The organism is Epibacterium sp. ABZ3_068 (genome assembly GCF_056159265.1).
Genome location: NZ_JBSWUV010000001.1, coordinates 876,590 through 892,815, shown reverse-complemented (window position 1 = coordinate 892,815; position 16,226 = coordinate 876,590). Strand labels below are relative to the sequence as shown.

Here is a 16,226-nt window from a genome sequence, read left to right as displayed (position 1 = left end):
CGCCTCAAATCATCCATAAAATACTTTATATCACAAAGTTATTTGTTCGACAAGAACACGAAGTGCTTAGAGACCCTGCCCACAAGGAGCATTGCGCGTCGGGAGCGGGTGACAATTGAATTTACGAAGCCGACCTTAGTCGCCAGTGCGGCGAAGGTCGGCTTCCCGCCCCAATTCTAACAAAAAAAGAGCTAGGGGACGTCGCCCCCACGCGCCCGCAACACAATTAGACAGGGCCGTGTCCCCGGCTTCGCCTGCGGGCCGCACCCTGCTTAAGCGGTGCCTGCACAAAGGCGATGGAGGAGAATTTGGTTTCTCTGAGTGGGAAGCGGCACGCCATCAAGTCACTTGCCCCCACACGTCCCCTAGCAAAGTGTCTGACGTCGGTATCTATGAGTCCAAATCGTCGTATTTGCTCTGAAACTTTCTGACCTCGGAGCTCGTCCATCCGCAATAGGAGGTATCATGCTTTCCTTCAGACCCTTTATAGAGACCTAGTAGGAGGCTTCATAAATGGCCAATGCGTCAGCCTCTTTGAGCTCGCGCGGATTGTTAACCAGTAATCGTGTTTGGTTCATCGCATCGTTGGCCAGCTTTGGCAGGATATCTCTGGGAATGCCCATTTCTCGAAGCGACTGTTGAAGCCCACATCTTTTGGAGAGTTCCGCCAAGGCGGTGCAAAATGCAGGGGCGCGATCATTCATGCTCAAAGCATCCAGTTCAGGAAAGAGATATGGGGCGAGCTCGGCATAGGGCTCTGGTGCGGTCGCGATATTAAACTTCAAAACATGCGGCAAAACCAACGCATTTGAGAGACCGTGGGGAATATGGAAATGCCCACCCAACGGGTATGCGAGTGCGTGAACAGCTGCCACAGGAGAGTTGGCAAAGGCTTGACCAGCCATCATCGACCCCAGCAGCATGTCGGACCGTGCGCTGACATTGCTGCCGTCACGCACCGCGGTTTCAAGGGCACCGCCCATCAATCGTAGCGCTTCCTTTGCGAGATTTCGGGAAAGCGGATTGTTGTTCGGGTTTGCCGAAGCATAGGCCTCGATGGCGTGGACCATTGCGTCAATGCCCGTCGCGGCTGTGATGTGAGGTGGCAAGCCGAAGGTCAGTTCGGGGTCGAGCAGGGCGATGTCAGGGAGGATCACGGGTGAGACCACGCCCATCTTTTCGTTGGTGCCAGTGGTGACGATGGAGATCGGCGTCACTTCTGACCCGGTGCCTGAGGTCGTTGGGATAAGGATCAGAGGCAGTCGGGGGCCTTTGGCATTTCCGACACCGTAAGCATCACTGAGGGATTGATTTCCAGTCGCCAAAAGAGCCGCCAATTTAGCCACATCCAAAGACGAACCACCGCCAAGGCCAATCACACCTTGAGCGCGGCACTCAATTGCCATCTCGGCGCAAATGGTGATGACAGATTCTGGCGGGTCCGCTTGGACATCTTGAAAAAGCGTGACCTCGACGCCGCTTTGCTTGAACGATTCAAGCGCCTTGTCGACAATACCCGTCGCCATCATTCCAGGGTCCGTGACGAGCAGCACGCGCGTCCCGATTTCAGCCTTGGTGATCGCACCGATCTGACTCAGCAAGCCTGCGCCAAAACGAATGCTTGCCGATGTGTTGAAAGTAAAAGGCGTCATGGGCTGCCGCTCAATTCTATGTCTGGTCTACTTCGTTGCTTGGCGTGTTCTTCAAGGGCTCTTAAGAGCGCTTCGGGTGCGCGTTCAGACATTATACCCTCGGCAGCCGTTTCGAGTGAACAGCGGTTGTCCATGGCGCGTTTTTGAATGATCCGATGGGCTTGATCATCCGAAATTTTGTCTTGTTGGCGCAGCAGTATCTTTGCGAGGGTCAATTTTGAGATCGCGACCTGTTGCGACTTCAATTTGTCCAATTTGGCACGGGCGTCGGCGCGCTCATGCCAGCTGGAACGCGCAATCATCAAATTCGTAAGCAGACCAAACGGCTTCACGGGTCGCCCGATAACGGCGGCGGCCCTGATTTCTAGAACCAGCTGCAAGGTTGATGGGTCTTCATATTCAACGAGTGCAATTAAGGGTTGGCCGACCTCGGATATCGCGCCCGCAAGCGCCGTGATTTGTTTGCGATGTTCGGGTTCCACCGTGACAATGGCTGCATCAATATCGTCAGGCAATGAATTGGGAATTGGCCAACCCGACACGGGGACACAGCCGATCCGTTGCAGGTGCTTTACCAGAAATTGCGTTTCAGCACTGGGCGGCAACACGAGGCATACTTTCAACCCGCTCAGATCACTCAAGCAGTGCTTAGCGCCGAGACTATGCTTTTTTTGCCGCATCATGCTCTATACTGTGCTGGATCATATAGGGGAAAGGGCGAACAGCTTTCTTCTCTTGTTCTAGTATTTCAAAACGCTTTGTGTTGTCCACTTTGGCGATGCGTGGCCACAGATAGGTGTGACGAGAATCCTCATCAATTTTCACACGCCCCTGTGGTGCATCAAAGGATGTTCCGCCCAACCCACTGATAATTTCGTCAATTGTCAGGGCGCCCGCCTTGCGTGCGGCTTGCGCGAAGAGATGGACTTGGAAATATGCGCTTTCAGCCCCTGCGGTGATGGGCAAACCCTCGCCAAATCGGGCGCGGTATTGGGTGACGAAGCGTCTGCTTTGGGCGGTGTCCAAGGTTTCAAAATAGGGCGCGGCACTGATATGGCCTTCAGCGGCGTCCGAGCTCATCAGGGCAATGTCGGCCTCGTTTGTGGCGAGGCTCACGATGGGCATCGCCTGTCTCAGCAAGGACGATCGACCGAAGGCTTCATACAGTTTGCAGGTGTCTTTCCCAACAACTGTCGAATAGATCGCATCCGGCATCAGGTCGACGGCCTGTCTGATCACATCTTCAAAAGCGTCTTTTGAGCTGTTGGGATCTAGATAGATTTCCTCGACCACTTCGCCCCCAGATTGGGTGAACAGGTCGCCCATAATCCGGTTGCTTTCATGGGCAAAAATATAGTTGCTGCCAACAAATAGAACGCGATTTCCGTAGTTTTTCACAACATGATTGGCCAGTTGAACTGAGCTTTGGTTCGGGGCGGCACCTGTGTAAAAGCAGTTGGTCGAGAACTCGAAACCTTCGTACATCGTTGGATAAAAAAGCAGCGCATTTTTGTTTTCAACAACGGGTAACACGGCTTTACGGGTGTTCGACATGTGGGTTCCGAACAGGATTTGGACCTGCTCATTGTCGCAAAGATGTTGCGCCGCGATTTTGTAGTCGTTTGGCAATGGGCCGACATCAAGTTCAACAGGTTTTAAGCGGGTTCCATTAATTCCGCCCGTTGCGTTGACCTCTTCTATAGCCAAGAGCGACGCTTGCATTTGTGTTAGCTCGACCGTGGCCGTCAGGCTGGTTTGGGAAAACAACAGACCTACAGGGTAACCCTCGGACGTTCTGGCCAGAGGTTTCATGTCAACGCCTTCCAATCATAATTCCCTTCAAAAGCCGCGGCGGCCTGATAGATCGTTGCCTCATCAAAGTCCCGCGCGATCAGCATCATTCCTATCGGCAGGCCATCTGATTGGCCACATGGGACGCTCATCGCAGGCAAGCCTGTGATATTGAATGGGGCCGTATTTGCGTTCATTTCCAAGGCGCGTGTCACGAAGGTTGTGGCATCCGCATCCCGAGCAGGCAATTTGGGCGCTTTCAGCGGCACCGTGGGCATCAACAGCAAGTCATAGTCATTCAACGCGGTCTCGTAAGCGCGTTTTAGGCGGCGTACAAGGTTCTGCGCCTTGGCGTAGAATTGCCCCGAATAGGTCGCGCCGAAATAGTCACCGGCCAGCAGCGTAGACTTCAGGTCTGGCGGGAAAATCGAGGCCTGTTCTTTCCAGTCTCGCTGCGCGCGCATCAGTGAATCAACGTAGAGCCCTTTCCAGTTAGACCCGTAGTTAAACCCCTTCAGCTGATCGGTCGTGCCCTCAACGGCGATGGGTGACCAAATGGCGTGGCCAAGCCTATGCAGTGGAATACTCACTTCGCTGACTTCGGCGCCCAGTTTTCCAAGGAGCGCGGCTGCATGTCGAACCGAGGCATCCACGTCCTCTTCGGAGTTGTCCCAACCGAACCCCTCTGACACGATGCCAATGTGCAGACCTTCGCAGCCTTTGGTCAGCGCGGGCACATAGTTAAAGGACTCGGGCAAATGAACTTGTCGGGGATCAAGGTCATCGTATCCCGCAAGGACTTCAAGGAATTTGGCGTTATTCTCGACAGTGGAGGTCAAAAGCCCAGCATGATCCAAGGTCATTTCGATGGGCATAATGCCGGTATAGGGAATAAGCCCATGGGTGGGTTTCATCCCATAAAAGCCGGAATAGGCGGCGGGAATACGGACCGAGCCGCCTTGGTCGGTGCCGATGGCCAAATCCACATGGCCGCTGGCGACAAGCGCGCCACATCCCGACGATGATCCACCGGCAGAATGGCCATCTTTACGCGGGTTGATCACAGGACCAAGTGCGCTGGTGTGGCTGCTGCCGGACACGCAGAAATACTCGCATTGGGCTTTTCCCAAAATGGTGCCGCCCGCATCCAACAAGCGCGTGGCGACAGTGGCGTCCACGTCGGGGGTGTAGCCCTTGAGCGTTGAAGAGCCGTTCATCATTTGCACACCCGCCAGACAGATATTGTCCTTGAGCGCCACGGTCAGTCCCGACAATTTACCGCTGGGTGCCCCCTTAACCGTCGTCTTTACGTACCATGCATTAAACGGGTTATCTTCTGGCTCGGGCGCGACGCCAGTACTGCGAGGATAGACGACTTCGGGCAGCTCGTTGGTCATGGCATCTATGATGTCATAGTCGCTGCACACACCTTCTAAGATTGAGATGTATTCAGGAATATCAGCTTCAGCTAGATTGAGGCCCAGACGATCACTGGCTTTCAAAAGGTCGTGTTTTTGTGGTCTGCGAACTGGCATAAATTACCCTTCTATCCCAATGAAATTACGGGCTTCCTCGTCACTCCCCGCCGCATGTGGGTCGAGCTCCTTGACGATGACACCCTTGTCGATGGCCAGCACCCGGTCGCAGAGTGCCCATAGAAATTCGATGTCTTGTTCGATCAGCAAAACCCCAATGCCGGTCTTTGTCCGCAGTTCTTTCAGCAGATCGACGATCTCGTCGCAAATGGACGGCTGAATGCCCTCGGTGGGTTCGTCCAGCAAGATCACCTCGGGCTTGCCGCAAAGGCAACGCGCCAAGGCCAACAACTGTTGCTCGCCGCCGGACAGACTGCCGCCACGGCGATCTAAAAGACGCTCGAGCCGTGGGAACAGGGCAATGATTTCATCGATGGTTTGCGCTGACTCTTTGAAATTCTGCACGCAGCCCATTTTAAGGTTTTCATAAACCGTCAACAGCGGGAAGATTTGTTTGCCTTGGGGCACATATCCAATCCCCGACTTTGCCCGTTCTTGGGTTGGGATTTTGTCCAAGGCCGCGCCATCCATGTGGATTGACCCCGACCAGGTTGGAAGCTCGCCGGTGATGGCCCTCAGCAGGGTGGTTTTGCCCATGCCATTTCGCCCCAGGATGCCGACGCATTCATCATCTTGCACCGACAGGTTCATCCCAAACAGAACCGGCACATGGCCGTAGCCCGACTTTAAATCTGTGACCTCAAGCATCGCTGTGGTCCTTTCTGCCCAAATAGGCGGCACGTACGTGGGGGTCTTTGGCGACCTCTTGAAAGGTCCCCTCGGCGATGACTTCGCCCTGATCAAACACCGTCACGTTTTCACCAATCAACTTAATGAAATCCATGTCGTGCTCGACGACAACAACCGAGCTGTTAATGGTAATTTGTTTGATGATATCGACGGTTTTTAACGCCTCGGAATGGGTCATGCCTGCCGCGGGTTCGTCAAGCAGCGCAAGGGCGGGTTTTGAAGCCAAAATCAACCCCAGTTCGACCCATTGACGCTGACCGTGCGAGAGGTCAGCGGCCAAAACATCGCGGGAGTCTGTAAGCGAAATCCGCTCCAGAACGCTTTCGACATCCACTTCGACTTGCTTGCCCGAAGACACGCGATTGACTGCTAGCTCTAGGTTTTCATAAACCGTCAGCCCCTCAAATAAGCTGGGCACTTGTGTCTTAACGCCGATCCCCAATCTGGCGACCTGATGAGGCAGCATTCCCGAAATCTTGTGCCCCATAAAGGTGATCTCGCCACGGGTTGGTAAATGTTGCCCGCTCAGCAGCCGGAAAAACGTCGTCTTACCTGCGCCGTTTGGCCCGATCAGGCATCGCAATTCACCCTTTTTCAGTGTGAAATCGACTTCTTTGATGGCGTGAACACCGTCAAAGCTGATGCCCAAAGCTTTGGCTTCTAGAATTGTCTCAGCGCTCATGAGTTCGTCTCCTTCGCCAAAGCTGCGTCTTTTTTGGAGATCTGACCGAATATTTTCCGAACCGTGCCGGTGATAAGCGGTGCAAGTCCAGCGGGGACAAGGAGGACAAAGATTGTCAACAAAACGCCCAGTACAAAGGAAGCATTGATCGTTTGCTGAGTGCCCAATTGCGCCATCATCCATTGGATCGCGATACAGCCCAAAATCGGGCCGAGCAGCGTGCCACGCCCTCCGACAATGACCCAAATAATGATCTGCGCCGACTGCACGAGGCTGAACAAAGTCGGGCTGACAAAGGCACCCCAATTGGCGAACATGCACCCGGCCAGACCGGCAATCGCACCCCCTATTGAAAAGGTGATGAGCTTGTTCAGGCTGACGTTATAGCCCAACAGCTCGGCGCGGTGTTCGTTCTCGCGAATGGCGATTGTGAGCTTGCCGTATTTGGTGGTGAGGTAGAGTTTGACCAACAGATAGACGGCGATCAACAAGCCAACCGACAAGTAGAACATGCCGTTGATGCTGATCATGCTGCCATTGGGCCAATCCAGCGTTGGGATCGAGGTGATCCCGTTGTATCCGCCAATCCGCGCCGCACCGATTTTATATTGCGGGCCAGACGTGGAGTTGATCAGGTTGAACAGGATCAAGGTCACCGCCAGGGTGATCACCCCAACATAGATATCGCTGATACGGCCGTAGAACATGAAGTATCCCAACAGGGCTGCGAATGTCGCGGGGACGATCATGGACAGGGCGACGGCCTCCCAACCTGCGCCAAAGTTCAGGGCGGCAAGGGCATAGGCATAGGCCCCCAACCCAAAGAACGCCGATTGCCCCAAAACCATGATGCCACCCATGCCCCAGACAAAGGCAAGGCTGAGCGCCAGCATCCCCATAATGATATAGACCGTGAGGTTGAGGACCGAGAACACCTCGATGATTGAGGGAACGAAATAGGCCGCAAGCACGACAGCCCCCAAAGCCAGTAATTTGTATGTGCTGCGCATCAGATTGCCTTATTGAAGAAGCGTCCGGTGATCCCCTTTGGGAGAATCCGAATGAGGATGACTGCGCTGACCAACAGGGCCACTTCGCCAATGATCGGCGTGTACCAATAGGTGAAGACCTGCGAGATCGTGCCAAACAGTGTAGAGGCCGCGATGTTGCCCGCAATCACCGTTCCGCCGCCGCTAATCACCGTGATGAATGCTTTGGCGATGTAGGAAACGCCAATGGTCGGAATTACGCCGGTGATCGGGGCCAAAGCCGCGCCGCCAAGGCCGGCAAGTGCCGCGCCCAAGCCAAATGTCAGCGAGTATATCTTCCGCGGATTGCCCCCCAGTTTTGCGACCATATCCGCATTTTGCGTGGTTGCGCGGGCCATCAAGCCAAAGGTCGTCAATTTGAACAGGGCCGCAAGACCAACAATGACCACCACGGCCAATCCGATCAAGAAGAACGCATGACCGCTTGTTGAGAACCTGCCAATATCAACGCTTGGAAGCGGTGTCGAAATCCCTGTCGTCGTGTTGCCCACCAGCATGGTCATTAGGCCAACGATGGCCAGTGACAGCCCCCAAGTTGCCAGCATTGTATCGATCATTCGCCCGTAAAGGTGACGGACAATGAGCCATTCGAGAAGAATTCCGATCAATCCGACAACCAACGGTGCCAGAACCAGAATACAAAACCAGATGTTCAGCCCAGCATAATTGGTGCCATAAATTGTGACATAGCCGCCCAGCATGATGAACTCGCCATGCGCCATGTTAATGACCTTCATCATCCCAAAAACCACCGCCAACCCAATGCTTATAAGCATCAGGATGGCGATAGATCCCAGGATTTCGATCGCTATGATTAGTGCGAAATCCATTTCAACCAATCACAGTTCGATAACGTATTGCTGATTGTCGTCTGGATTTTTAATCAAATCACAAACAGCAGCGGTATCTGCTGGGGGTTGTTGTTCAAACTTCTCAATTAGGTTGAGCTTACGATCACGCGCTTCGGCCACGTGAACGTCCACGATTGTGTGGTGTGTTGCCGGGTCGACCGTAACCTTTCCACTTGGCGCATCAATCGAAATGCCAGTTTCCAGCGCTTCAATAACCGGCATGCGATCAATCGTTCCAGCTTGTTCCACAGCGGCCACCCAAAGCAAGAATGCTTGATAAGCCCCCATCGAAAGCTCGGTGATATAGGGATAATCTGCCCCAAACATCTCGTGGAAGGCCGCGACGAATTGCTGGTTCCGCTCACCTGGAAGTTCCTGCAAGTAGTTCTGGCAAACCAAGTGACCGTTGTACTCTTCCGGTGGAAGCGCGATGTGCTCGTTGCCGCCGGCAAAGGTCGTCGAGGACACTGGGATTTTACCCAACATACCCGCTGCTTTCCATTGACGATAGAATGACATATGCGCGCCGCCAACCAGCGCGGAATAGACAAAGTCAGGCGCTGCGGCTTGGATTTTGGAAATGGATGACCCAAAGTCTGTCACGTCGAGCGGGAAGAACTCTACGTCCAGAACTTCACCGCCGTTATCCAGCGTGAATTTTTTCACCCAATCGGAAGTGATCTGACCGTAGTTATAATCGGCGGCAACGATGTAGACTTTTTTACCCGCTGTTTTCACCGAATGATTGACCAATTTCTGAACGGTCTGGGCTGGCGTCACACCGGTCGAGAAGTGATTGCGGTCGCAAACGCCGCCTTCATATTGGGTCGTGTAGAAATAAAGCGTATCGGCTTTTCTGAGGATCGGGCGAATGACTTCGCGTGATGAGGATGTGATGCCCGCAAAGACCGCTGCGGGTTTATCCGCAAGCGCTGTTTGCTTGGCGTATTGCGCGTATAGCTGATTGTTCGACTGCGCATCATAGCTTTTCAGCTGGATTTCGCGACCCAAAAGGCCACCTTTGGCGTTTTGCTCGGCGACCGCGAACTTCATTATATCCCCGACCGGCTTTCCATAGACGTCGAGGCCGCCGGAAAGGTCGTAAATGGATGAAATTACAATTGGGTCATCCGAGGCAAATGCGCGCGGGGCTTGAAACATTGCAGCGGCTGCAGCAGCCGAGCCGAGTAGTGTGCGACGTGATATCGTCATGAGGTTCTCCACAGTTGGGTTGGATAGATATATTTGCTCCCCGAACGCTGAATGGCGCACATGAATACGTAAAGCCGGACGCGGCTCTATGAAAACAGAGATGTAGGGAGAGGTCATTTGCTGACCAAAGACCGACGAAGCTGTCGGTCCAATATATTTGCCGCATATGACGGAGCGGCGCATTTGACGCTTTCGCCCGGCTGGGCTCTTCGGCCCACTCAAAAAAGGCTAGGTTACGCGTTTTGGTTTGTAAAGTTGATTTTTGAAAAACTTGTAAGATATTGATTTATTATGCTTAATGTGGATCCTGTGTCAGCAAGATAGATGATCCAGTCTTTTTCCGCTTTTGGATCATTGTCACGTTTAAGGTGGGCGCTCCTCCTTTTATGCAGTTAAGCTGGGTATGAATTTGAGCCAGTTAGTCTATCATTTGATGTGTTGAAAATGGGTTTGGACAAACTCTGCGTTGCTTTTTTCCGCCCATCATTATGCCGCAGCCTCATCCACATAGACGCCTTGTTCATCCCACAGGATAATCTCAGGCGAAGACGATAGCGTCCCAAGGTCAAGGACCGACATACGCAATTATGCGCATAAAGATCCTAAAAAGATTTCCAGCCTATTGTATGCAGCGCGAGGTCAAAGTTGGCGTCCTGGACTTTTGAATTTTGCCGTATGATGCTCAGTTTCCTGTCTTCAATTTTGTGGCTCAAGACGACTGAAAACGTATTCTGGGAATCGCTTTAAGCCGAGAGTGCCGGTTACCATGAGCATTCGCACCTTGGTTGTACAGCGCAACACAACAAACCTAAATTCGGAACCGCTCCTGAATGTCAGCTTTTTACAGAGGTTAAACTGGACACCGAAGAGACGCCTCACATTGAAGGCACACACAAATCCATTCGCTTACTCGGTCGAGCCGTCGAACTCGTTCTGCCTGCTTGCTATCCCGTTTGAAGATCTGATCCGTGTGGTGGTGGCAGTGGAGTTGCACGAATGATTTCCCCTTCCGGCAACTTTAAACTCTATCTCGCGTCCAAACCTGTGGATTTTCGCAAAGGAATGGATGGTCTTGCAGCCATTGTGTTGAATGAGTTTGATCTTGATCCCTTCGATGGTGCAATCTTCATCTTTCGGTCCAAGCGTGCCGACCGCCTAAAGCTGATCGTTTGGGATGGGACTGGCCTGGTGATGACTTACAAACGGATCGAAGGGGCCGGATTTGTGTGGCCTAAGATCTCGGACGGGGTGATTACCATCAATCGCTCTCAGTTTGAGGCCTTATTCGAAGGCTTGGATTGGCAACGGGTTGTTCCACGTCATATACGCAAGCCGCTGGCTGTTTAGGGGAAACGTGGAGGGAAAAATGAACAAAAACATATCCGACTATGACTTGGCCCATAATCTGCTCGCACAAAAGGACCTCTTGCTTTCAGCTTACGCGACAGATGATGACGCAATCATTGAGCAAGCGCTCTTACGGGTCATGGATGCACGTCGAATGAAGAAGAACGGCACCTTGGAGTGGTACAAGCAAAACGCCGATTAGAGATCATAATTCTGGTTGAGCAGCTGTGCCGCCTGTGCATTCACAAAGTCCCGCTTCGCTGACGCAGAAATTGCCCGCCGATGCAGCAACCCTGCCTTTGCGGCGCATATCACCGAAGCAGCCGCTCGACAGCGTGGCAATGATATTAACCGAATCTGTAAATTCGCCGCAGTCCAATCCGTCAACTCAGACGCGGGCATAGTGAGCTTTCGCTGCACATGCACCAATGGCGGCTTTGGATAATTTTTCTTAGGGTCAGGACCCATTGATTTCCGTCGGGCTGCGTGATTCACTGCTTCGAAAATGAGCGGTGAACATGTCAGACCTTTTCTGGCTGACGGACGCGCAGATGGCGCGCCTTGAGCCCTTCTTCCCGAAATCCCACGGCAAACCACGCGTCGATGACAGGCGCGTCTTGAGCGGTATTATTTTCATCAATCGCAATGGTTTACGCTGGCGTGATGCGCCGAAGGAGTATGGCCCCCACAAGACGCTCTACAACCGTTGGAAGCGGTGGAGTGACAAGGGCATTTTCGCTCGTCTGATGGTCGGCCTGGCCGCCGAGCATCGTGAAGAACAGACTGTGATGATCGACGCAACTTACCTCAAGGCTCACCGTACAGCGACCAGTTTGGGCGTCAAAAAGGGGGGGCGTGGACGCCTGATCGGGCGAACCAAGGGCGGCATGAACACCAAGCTACATGCCATTTGCGACAGCCAAGGACGCCCGCTTGATCTGTTTGTAACCGCCGGACAGGTAAGCGATTACATCGGGGCACGCGCTTTGCTCAGCAACTTACCGCACGTCGATTGGTTGCTCGGAGATCGAGGCTATGATGCCGACTGGTTCAGAGAAGCGTTGCAAGACAAAGGGATACGCGCCTGCATCCCGGGCCGGAAACAACGCAGGAAGCCAGTGAAGTACGATAAGCGCCGCTACAAGCGCAGAAACCGGATCGAAATCATGTTCGGTAGGCTAAAGGATTGGCGGCGTGTGGCGACACGCTACGACAGATGCCCAAAGGTCTTCCTATCAGCAATCGCACTTGCTGCCCTGGTCATCTACTGGCTTTGAAACTCAATGAGTCCAGACCCTAGATCTCCAAGCAGACCATCTAGCGCGAGCGTGACTCCTTGCATTTCAAAGAAAGTCTGGGCCGATCCATCTACACCCAACGCCTCATTGACATTGATTTCTGCCGCAGTGATTGCAAAATCGAGGTCACCATCGCCGCTCTGAAAGCTCTGCCAAGTTTCATTTGTCAACACATCTAAGATCGTGCTGACGAACATCTCATCAAACAGCTCGCCCTCCTGTACGATTGATTCTGCTGCCGAAAAAATCGTACCCGTTGGCAAATGCAGCAACGTTATGCTGTTCGTGCCCTCAGTACCCCCATTGTGACCTATGAAATTATCGTCACCGATATCAGCTGCTGCAAAAAACTGTTCTAGTCCTTCAAGTTGATCTGATGAGATCAGATTGCCCTCGACCACCAGAGCTTTCATAAACTTGATCATGTCCCCTGTCGTAGAGAAAGCCCCGCCATCGCCCCCAGCGTCGATTGGCAGTAAAGTAACGTCCAAAAGCTCACCGCCTAGTTCTCTGTAAGAATTGAGCACTCCATCTGGGCGCTCAAAGCCCGGCAAGCTGGTCGAGGTCATACCGACCGGATCGAAGATCCGTGTTTGGAAAACCTCTGCAAGTGGACTGCCGGTCACATTTTCGATCGCCAGCTGCAACAGGAGAAAACCTGTATTCGAGTATTCAAATCCTCCCCCGGGCGAAAACTCAGCAGGAGCTTTCTGATCATTGAGAAATTGCAAAGCCTCTCGAACACCGATTGGTTGTGGCGGATCGCCCAGAACCGGCTCATAGACGATTGGAATGTTGGCTTCATTGAGAAAGTCCGTTGCATAGTCGGGAATGCCGGATTGATGTGTCATCAACTGCCGCAATGTGACGTCGTTGATATTTGGGATCCCAGACAGCGAGCTCACGTCCATCACTTCGGAGAGCTTATCGTCGAGAGAAAGCTGCTCTTCGCTCGCCAATTGCAACAAAACCGTGGCGGTCATCATTTTGGTTTGCGAACCGATCTGAAATATGGCGTCTATCGTTACAGGCACATCCTGACCAATCGCGACGACGCCATCTGCGGCGCCCACGCTCAGCCCATTGCGTTCCACTTCCATCAGGACTGCTGGGGCGTTCCCGCGATAGTTCGCAATGCCTTTCTGAACGACATCTAGAAATGCACTAGGATCAACTCTTGTCATCTTTTGGTCTCAATCTTTTATGTCCAGACAGGCGAAAGTGCCTGCTGGTGAAGACCTAAACAGACCGTTTGGTCACACGACCCATCCAGTTGGTTCGTACCGCTATCCAGCATACGAATAGTAAGAGAACTCCCCATCATCAGAGCTGCTTCTTCAGGAAGGTGACCAAGTGCTCGAGGACCTCCGGCGCGATTGTCGTCTCTATGTGGCGATACTCAGAAGGCGCACCGGATTTACTCGGCTGTAGAAAATGGTTTAGGCCTTCTAATGTGATGACCTGGCTACCAGAATGATGCAAAAGTCGGGCTGCCGCCGATGCGTTCAGATCATGATCGACCAATAGGTCATTGGTTCCGTAAAGAGCCATCACTGGCCCTGAGAATGCGCCTAAATATTTTTCAGGTTCATATCGAGCAATCTCCCATCCCCACTTGGTTCCCCAAAATCGTGTAAGAGAATATCGGTATAGCCATGGCAGGTCACTAACGGCCGCTTTTACACTTGCGTGCGCGTCCTGTGGTGCGGGCGCAGCCTCAAGCGCGTCAAACACCCTCGTCAAAGCAATGTCCATCGCTGTGATTTCTGCATCAGTCTCACCCGCCGCAGCGGCGAGGTCACGCGACTGACGTCTTATTGCTGTCTCTGTTGGTATCACGGGAGTTGCCAGCAAAGCCAATGCCTGCACTTCAAACTTTGTGAAGTCTCCCGCAGCAATCAATGCGCTCATCCCACCTTCGGAATGGCCGACAAAGCCTAATCTGTCCGGGTCAATACCGGGTTGCGCTGCCAGCCAGTCGAGCGCGGATGCTCCGTCACGGGCGAAACCAAAAAAGCCCGTTTCTCTATAATTTCCACCGCTTTCTCCGACACCTCTTTTGTCGTAGCGCAACGCCGCTATACCTGCGTGTGCGAGCGCATCCGACAAAACGAGAAATGGTCGATGGCCGACCGAGCTTTCATCGCGGTCATGCCGTCCCGTACCGGCAAGAAGGACCACAGCGGGATGTGGGCCTGGCCCGAATGGGACGGTCAACTCCCCGGCCAGACGTGTATCATCTTGCGCCGCAAATGTGATCTCTCGCACGTCATAGTGACGGTCAGTTGGATTTTGTGGTCTCGGGCCTGCGCAGGCAAACAGGCAAAGAGTAAGAAGGGTAAAGACAAGCTTGTGCACGGAGGCCTCCCTGGAAAATCCTCTTGGATGTGTCTCCCGGGTACAGTGCGCGCGACCTAGCCAGCGGGCTCGGTCGCGGTTTGACTTTTTCGCCAGGCACTCGGTGTCTCTCCTTTGTGCTTTCGAAATGCCGCATTGAATGTGGATTTGGCATTGAACCCAACAGCAAAACAGATGTCGAGAATTGTATCATTGCTGGCGATCAATCGCGCGGAGGCATCTTCGATCCTGTGGGCATTGACATAGTCATAGAAAGTCACCTCTCGTTGCTGATTGAGCGCCTGGCTCAGATAACTGGGTTTCACTCCGACAGCTTCGGCCAAATCCTTGAGCGTTAACATCGGGTCAAGCCAAAGCTGGCCCTGCGCCATGGCGCTATCAAGACGGGTTAGTATCGCGTCAAGGTCTTGATCACCGAGGCCCGAACGCTCATAGGCGGGTTTTTGTGACTGGTGCTGCGTGTCTTCCGTCAGGTCCTCCGCCCAGCTTGGCAGCCTCTCGATGGTCATTCCGTGCGCTGCAAAACCAAAGCAGGCGAAGGAGATCATAGCGCGCTCAAGCCACCCATCATCCACATCACGCCCGATAAGGCCTGCGAACAAAGACAAAAGATAGGCGACCAGAACGCCAACAGGGATCATAATCAAAGAGAAGGTTACGACCCGCTCTCCCCTTGCTGGCTGCGTGTAGATTTGTCGGAGCAAACGTCGGTGGCCAAACCACCTGAGTATCACAGAAATTGTCAGGACAACGCTCGCAAGCAAGGCGATCAGTGCAAAGAGACTTATGAAAAGGGCGACCAAAATCCCCGCCGCATTCCCCGGCAGCTCGCCCTGCAAGATCATGTCCTGCCGGACACGTGGTTGCAAAAGGAACGGAAGGGGCAACACGGCTGCGCTGATCCAAAGCCATGTGCGCTTCGCGAGCTTTCGGTTCGTCAGAACGTTCATGTGGAGTTGCAGGAGCATTGGGAGAAACACGCACAACGCCAAAGTCAGCGTCAGCTCCACTCCAGGCGGCGCCAAATCCAATAGCCCAAGGCTCAGCAGCCCAAATTGAAACACGACCAGCGGCAAGAGGAGTGGTCGACGTTCGGGATGGCCAATGGTCCGCCAAAAGAGCGCGAACCCGGCCATCGTGGCCAATCCCATCTCAAATCCATTAAGCGCGTGCATTGGCTTCCCTCTAGCTTTCGCTCCGGTTAACACATTTATTCAGCGGAGTGCGATCCTCTGCACCGCCAGACCTAGGGTTGTTCCCAGAGAAATACGACAGCGCAGAAAGGAGGATGGAGTGAACGGCCCAATAAATTCGTTGACCCGAGTTTTGTAAGAGACCGCATTTCTTATTGCCGTCGTGCGGTAAGGTCGCCAACCAATGCGCCTGACCTGCTGCATAGGCGCTGGGACTTCGAAGCTTGGTGTTGAACACGCCGAGGGCAGTCGAGGCGCAGTCGAACTGTAATCCAATGCCCAAATGCACAACTTCACTGCGCACAGGCCGGTGCATCGCGCCGAATGAGCGAGCGCGTTTACGCCCAAACGGTTAATCATCTCCTTTGCAACGCCAAGCGCTTTAAAAAGAACCGTGCTGCTTTGTCTTTACGCCTCACCCAGTTACATATAAGCGCATGTTCGATGGTAGGGTGCGGGACCAGGAAGACATCTGCTGGACCGGCTTTCTGGCGATTTCGTCACAGCG

At 53.3% G+C, this 16,226-nt stretch carries 15 protein-coding genes; 3 read left to right on the top strand and 12 right to left on the bottom strand.

Annotation, left to right across the window (positions count from 1 at the left end):
• Positions 1–494: 494 nt before the first annotated feature.
• The 9 genes from ACXAEW_RS04125 to ACXAEW_RS04085 are packed head-to-tail and all read right to left on the bottom strand — an operon-like array spanning position 495 to position 9,705.
• A complete protein-coding gene (locus ACXAEW_RS04125; RefSeq protein WP_474940129.1) occupies positions 495–1,652 on the bottom strand; it encodes an iron-containing alcohol dehydrogenase in 1,158 nt (385 codons plus the stop codon).
• Positions 1,649–2,293 carry an ANTAR domain-containing response regulator gene (locus ACXAEW_RS04120; RefSeq protein WP_474940128.1) on the bottom strand — a complete coding sequence of 215 codons (645 nt, stop codon included), beginning with the start codon at positions 2,291–2,293 and terminating at the stop codon, positions 1,649–1,651. The genes ACXAEW_RS04125 and ACXAEW_RS04120 overlap by 4 nt, the downstream gene beginning before the upstream one ends.
• Before the next feature lie 19 nt (positions 2,294–2,312).
• Positions 2,313–3,464: a transporter substrate-binding domain-containing protein gene (locus ACXAEW_RS04115; protein WP_474940127.1), complete on the bottom strand. Its 1,152-nt coding sequence runs from the start codon at positions 3,462–3,464 to the stop codon at positions 2,313–2,315.
• Positions 3,461–4,978 carry an amidase gene (locus ACXAEW_RS04110; RefSeq protein ID WP_474940126.1) on the bottom strand — a complete coding sequence of 506 codons (1,518 nt, stop codon included), beginning with the start codon at positions 4,976–4,978 and terminating at the stop codon, positions 3,461–3,463. Before ACXAEW_RS04110 ends, ACXAEW_RS04115 begins: the two co-directional genes overlap by 4 nt.
• A gap of 3 nt (positions 4,979–4,981) precedes the next feature.
• Positions 4,982–5,686: an ABC transporter ATP-binding protein gene (locus ACXAEW_RS04105; RefSeq protein WP_474940125.1), complete on the bottom strand. Its 705-nt coding sequence runs from the start codon at positions 5,684–5,686 to the stop codon at positions 4,982–4,984.
• On the bottom strand, positions 5,679–6,410 hold the full coding sequence (locus ACXAEW_RS04100) for an ATP-binding cassette domain-containing protein (protein WP_474940124.1): 732 nt from the start codon (positions 6,408–6,410) through the stop codon (positions 5,679–5,681). The genes ACXAEW_RS04105 and ACXAEW_RS04100 overlap by 8 nt, the downstream gene beginning before the upstream one ends.
• Positions 6,407–7,420, bottom strand: a complete 1,014-nt coding sequence (locus tag ACXAEW_RS04095) for an ABC transporter permease subunit (protein WP_474940123.1) — start codon at positions 7,418–7,420, stop codon at positions 6,407–6,409. The genes ACXAEW_RS04100 and ACXAEW_RS04095 overlap by 4 nt, the downstream gene beginning before the upstream one ends.
• The gene (locus tag ACXAEW_RS04090; protein WP_474940122.1) at positions 7,420–8,289 is read right to left on the bottom strand and encodes an ABC transporter permease subunit; all 870 of its coding nucleotides are present in this window, start codon (positions 8,287–8,289) and stop codon (positions 7,420–7,422) included. The genes ACXAEW_RS04095 and ACXAEW_RS04090 overlap by 1 nt, the downstream gene beginning before the upstream one ends.
• Before the next feature lie 9 nt (positions 8,290–8,298).
• Positions 8,299–9,705 (bottom strand): urea ABC transporter substrate-binding protein, encoded by a 1,407-nt coding sequence (locus ACXAEW_RS04085; RefSeq protein ID WP_474940121.1) that lies wholly within the window; start codon positions 9,703–9,705, stop codon positions 8,299–8,301.
• Positions 9,706–10,518: 813 nt separating this feature from the next.
• On the opposite strand from ACXAEW_RS04085, the gene tnpB reads away from it, so the two are divergent.
• The 3 genes from tnpB to ACXAEW_RS04070 all read left to right on the top strand — a co-directional run bounded on the left by tnpB (position 10,519) and on the right by ACXAEW_RS04070 (position 12,146).
• Positions 10,519–10,869, top strand: coding sequence for an IS66 family insertion sequence element accessory protein TnpB (tnpB, locus tag ACXAEW_RS04080; protein ID WP_474940120.1), 351 nt, complete (start codon positions 10,519–10,521; stop codon positions 10,867–10,869).
• A gap of 19 nt (positions 10,870–10,888) precedes the next feature.
• A complete protein-coding gene (locus ACXAEW_RS04075) occupies positions 10,889–11,071 on the top strand; it encodes a hypothetical protein (RefSeq protein ID WP_474940119.1) in 183 nt (60 codons plus the stop codon).
• A 316-nt stretch (positions 11,072–11,387) separates the two neighbouring features.
• Complete coding sequence (locus tag ACXAEW_RS04070; protein ID WP_474940118.1) at positions 11,388–12,146, top strand: IS5 family transposase; 759 nt, start codon at positions 11,388–11,390, stop codon at positions 12,144–12,146.
• On the opposite strand, the gene ACXAEW_RS04065 is transcribed toward ACXAEW_RS04070, so the two are convergent.
• The 3 genes from ACXAEW_RS04065 to ACXAEW_RS04055 form a co-directional block, all read right to left on the bottom strand.
• Positions 12,134–13,351, bottom strand: a complete 1,218-nt coding sequence (locus ACXAEW_RS04065) for a serine hydrolase domain-containing protein (RefSeq protein ID WP_474940117.1) — start codon at positions 13,349–13,351, stop codon at positions 12,134–12,136. The genes ACXAEW_RS04070 and ACXAEW_RS04065 overlap by 13 nt on opposite strands.
• 139 nt (positions 13,352–13,490) lie before the next feature.
• Positions 13,491–14,435 (bottom strand): alpha/beta hydrolase family protein, encoded by a 945-nt coding sequence (locus ACXAEW_RS04060; RefSeq protein ID WP_474942987.1) that lies wholly within the window; start codon positions 14,433–14,435, stop codon positions 13,491–13,493.
• Positions 14,436–14,581: 146 nt separating this feature from the next.
• A complete protein-coding gene (locus ACXAEW_RS04055; protein WP_474940116.1) occupies positions 14,582–15,700 on the bottom strand; it encodes a helix-turn-helix domain-containing protein in 1,119 nt (372 codons plus the stop codon).
• Positions 15,701–16,226 lie beyond the last annotated feature (526 nt).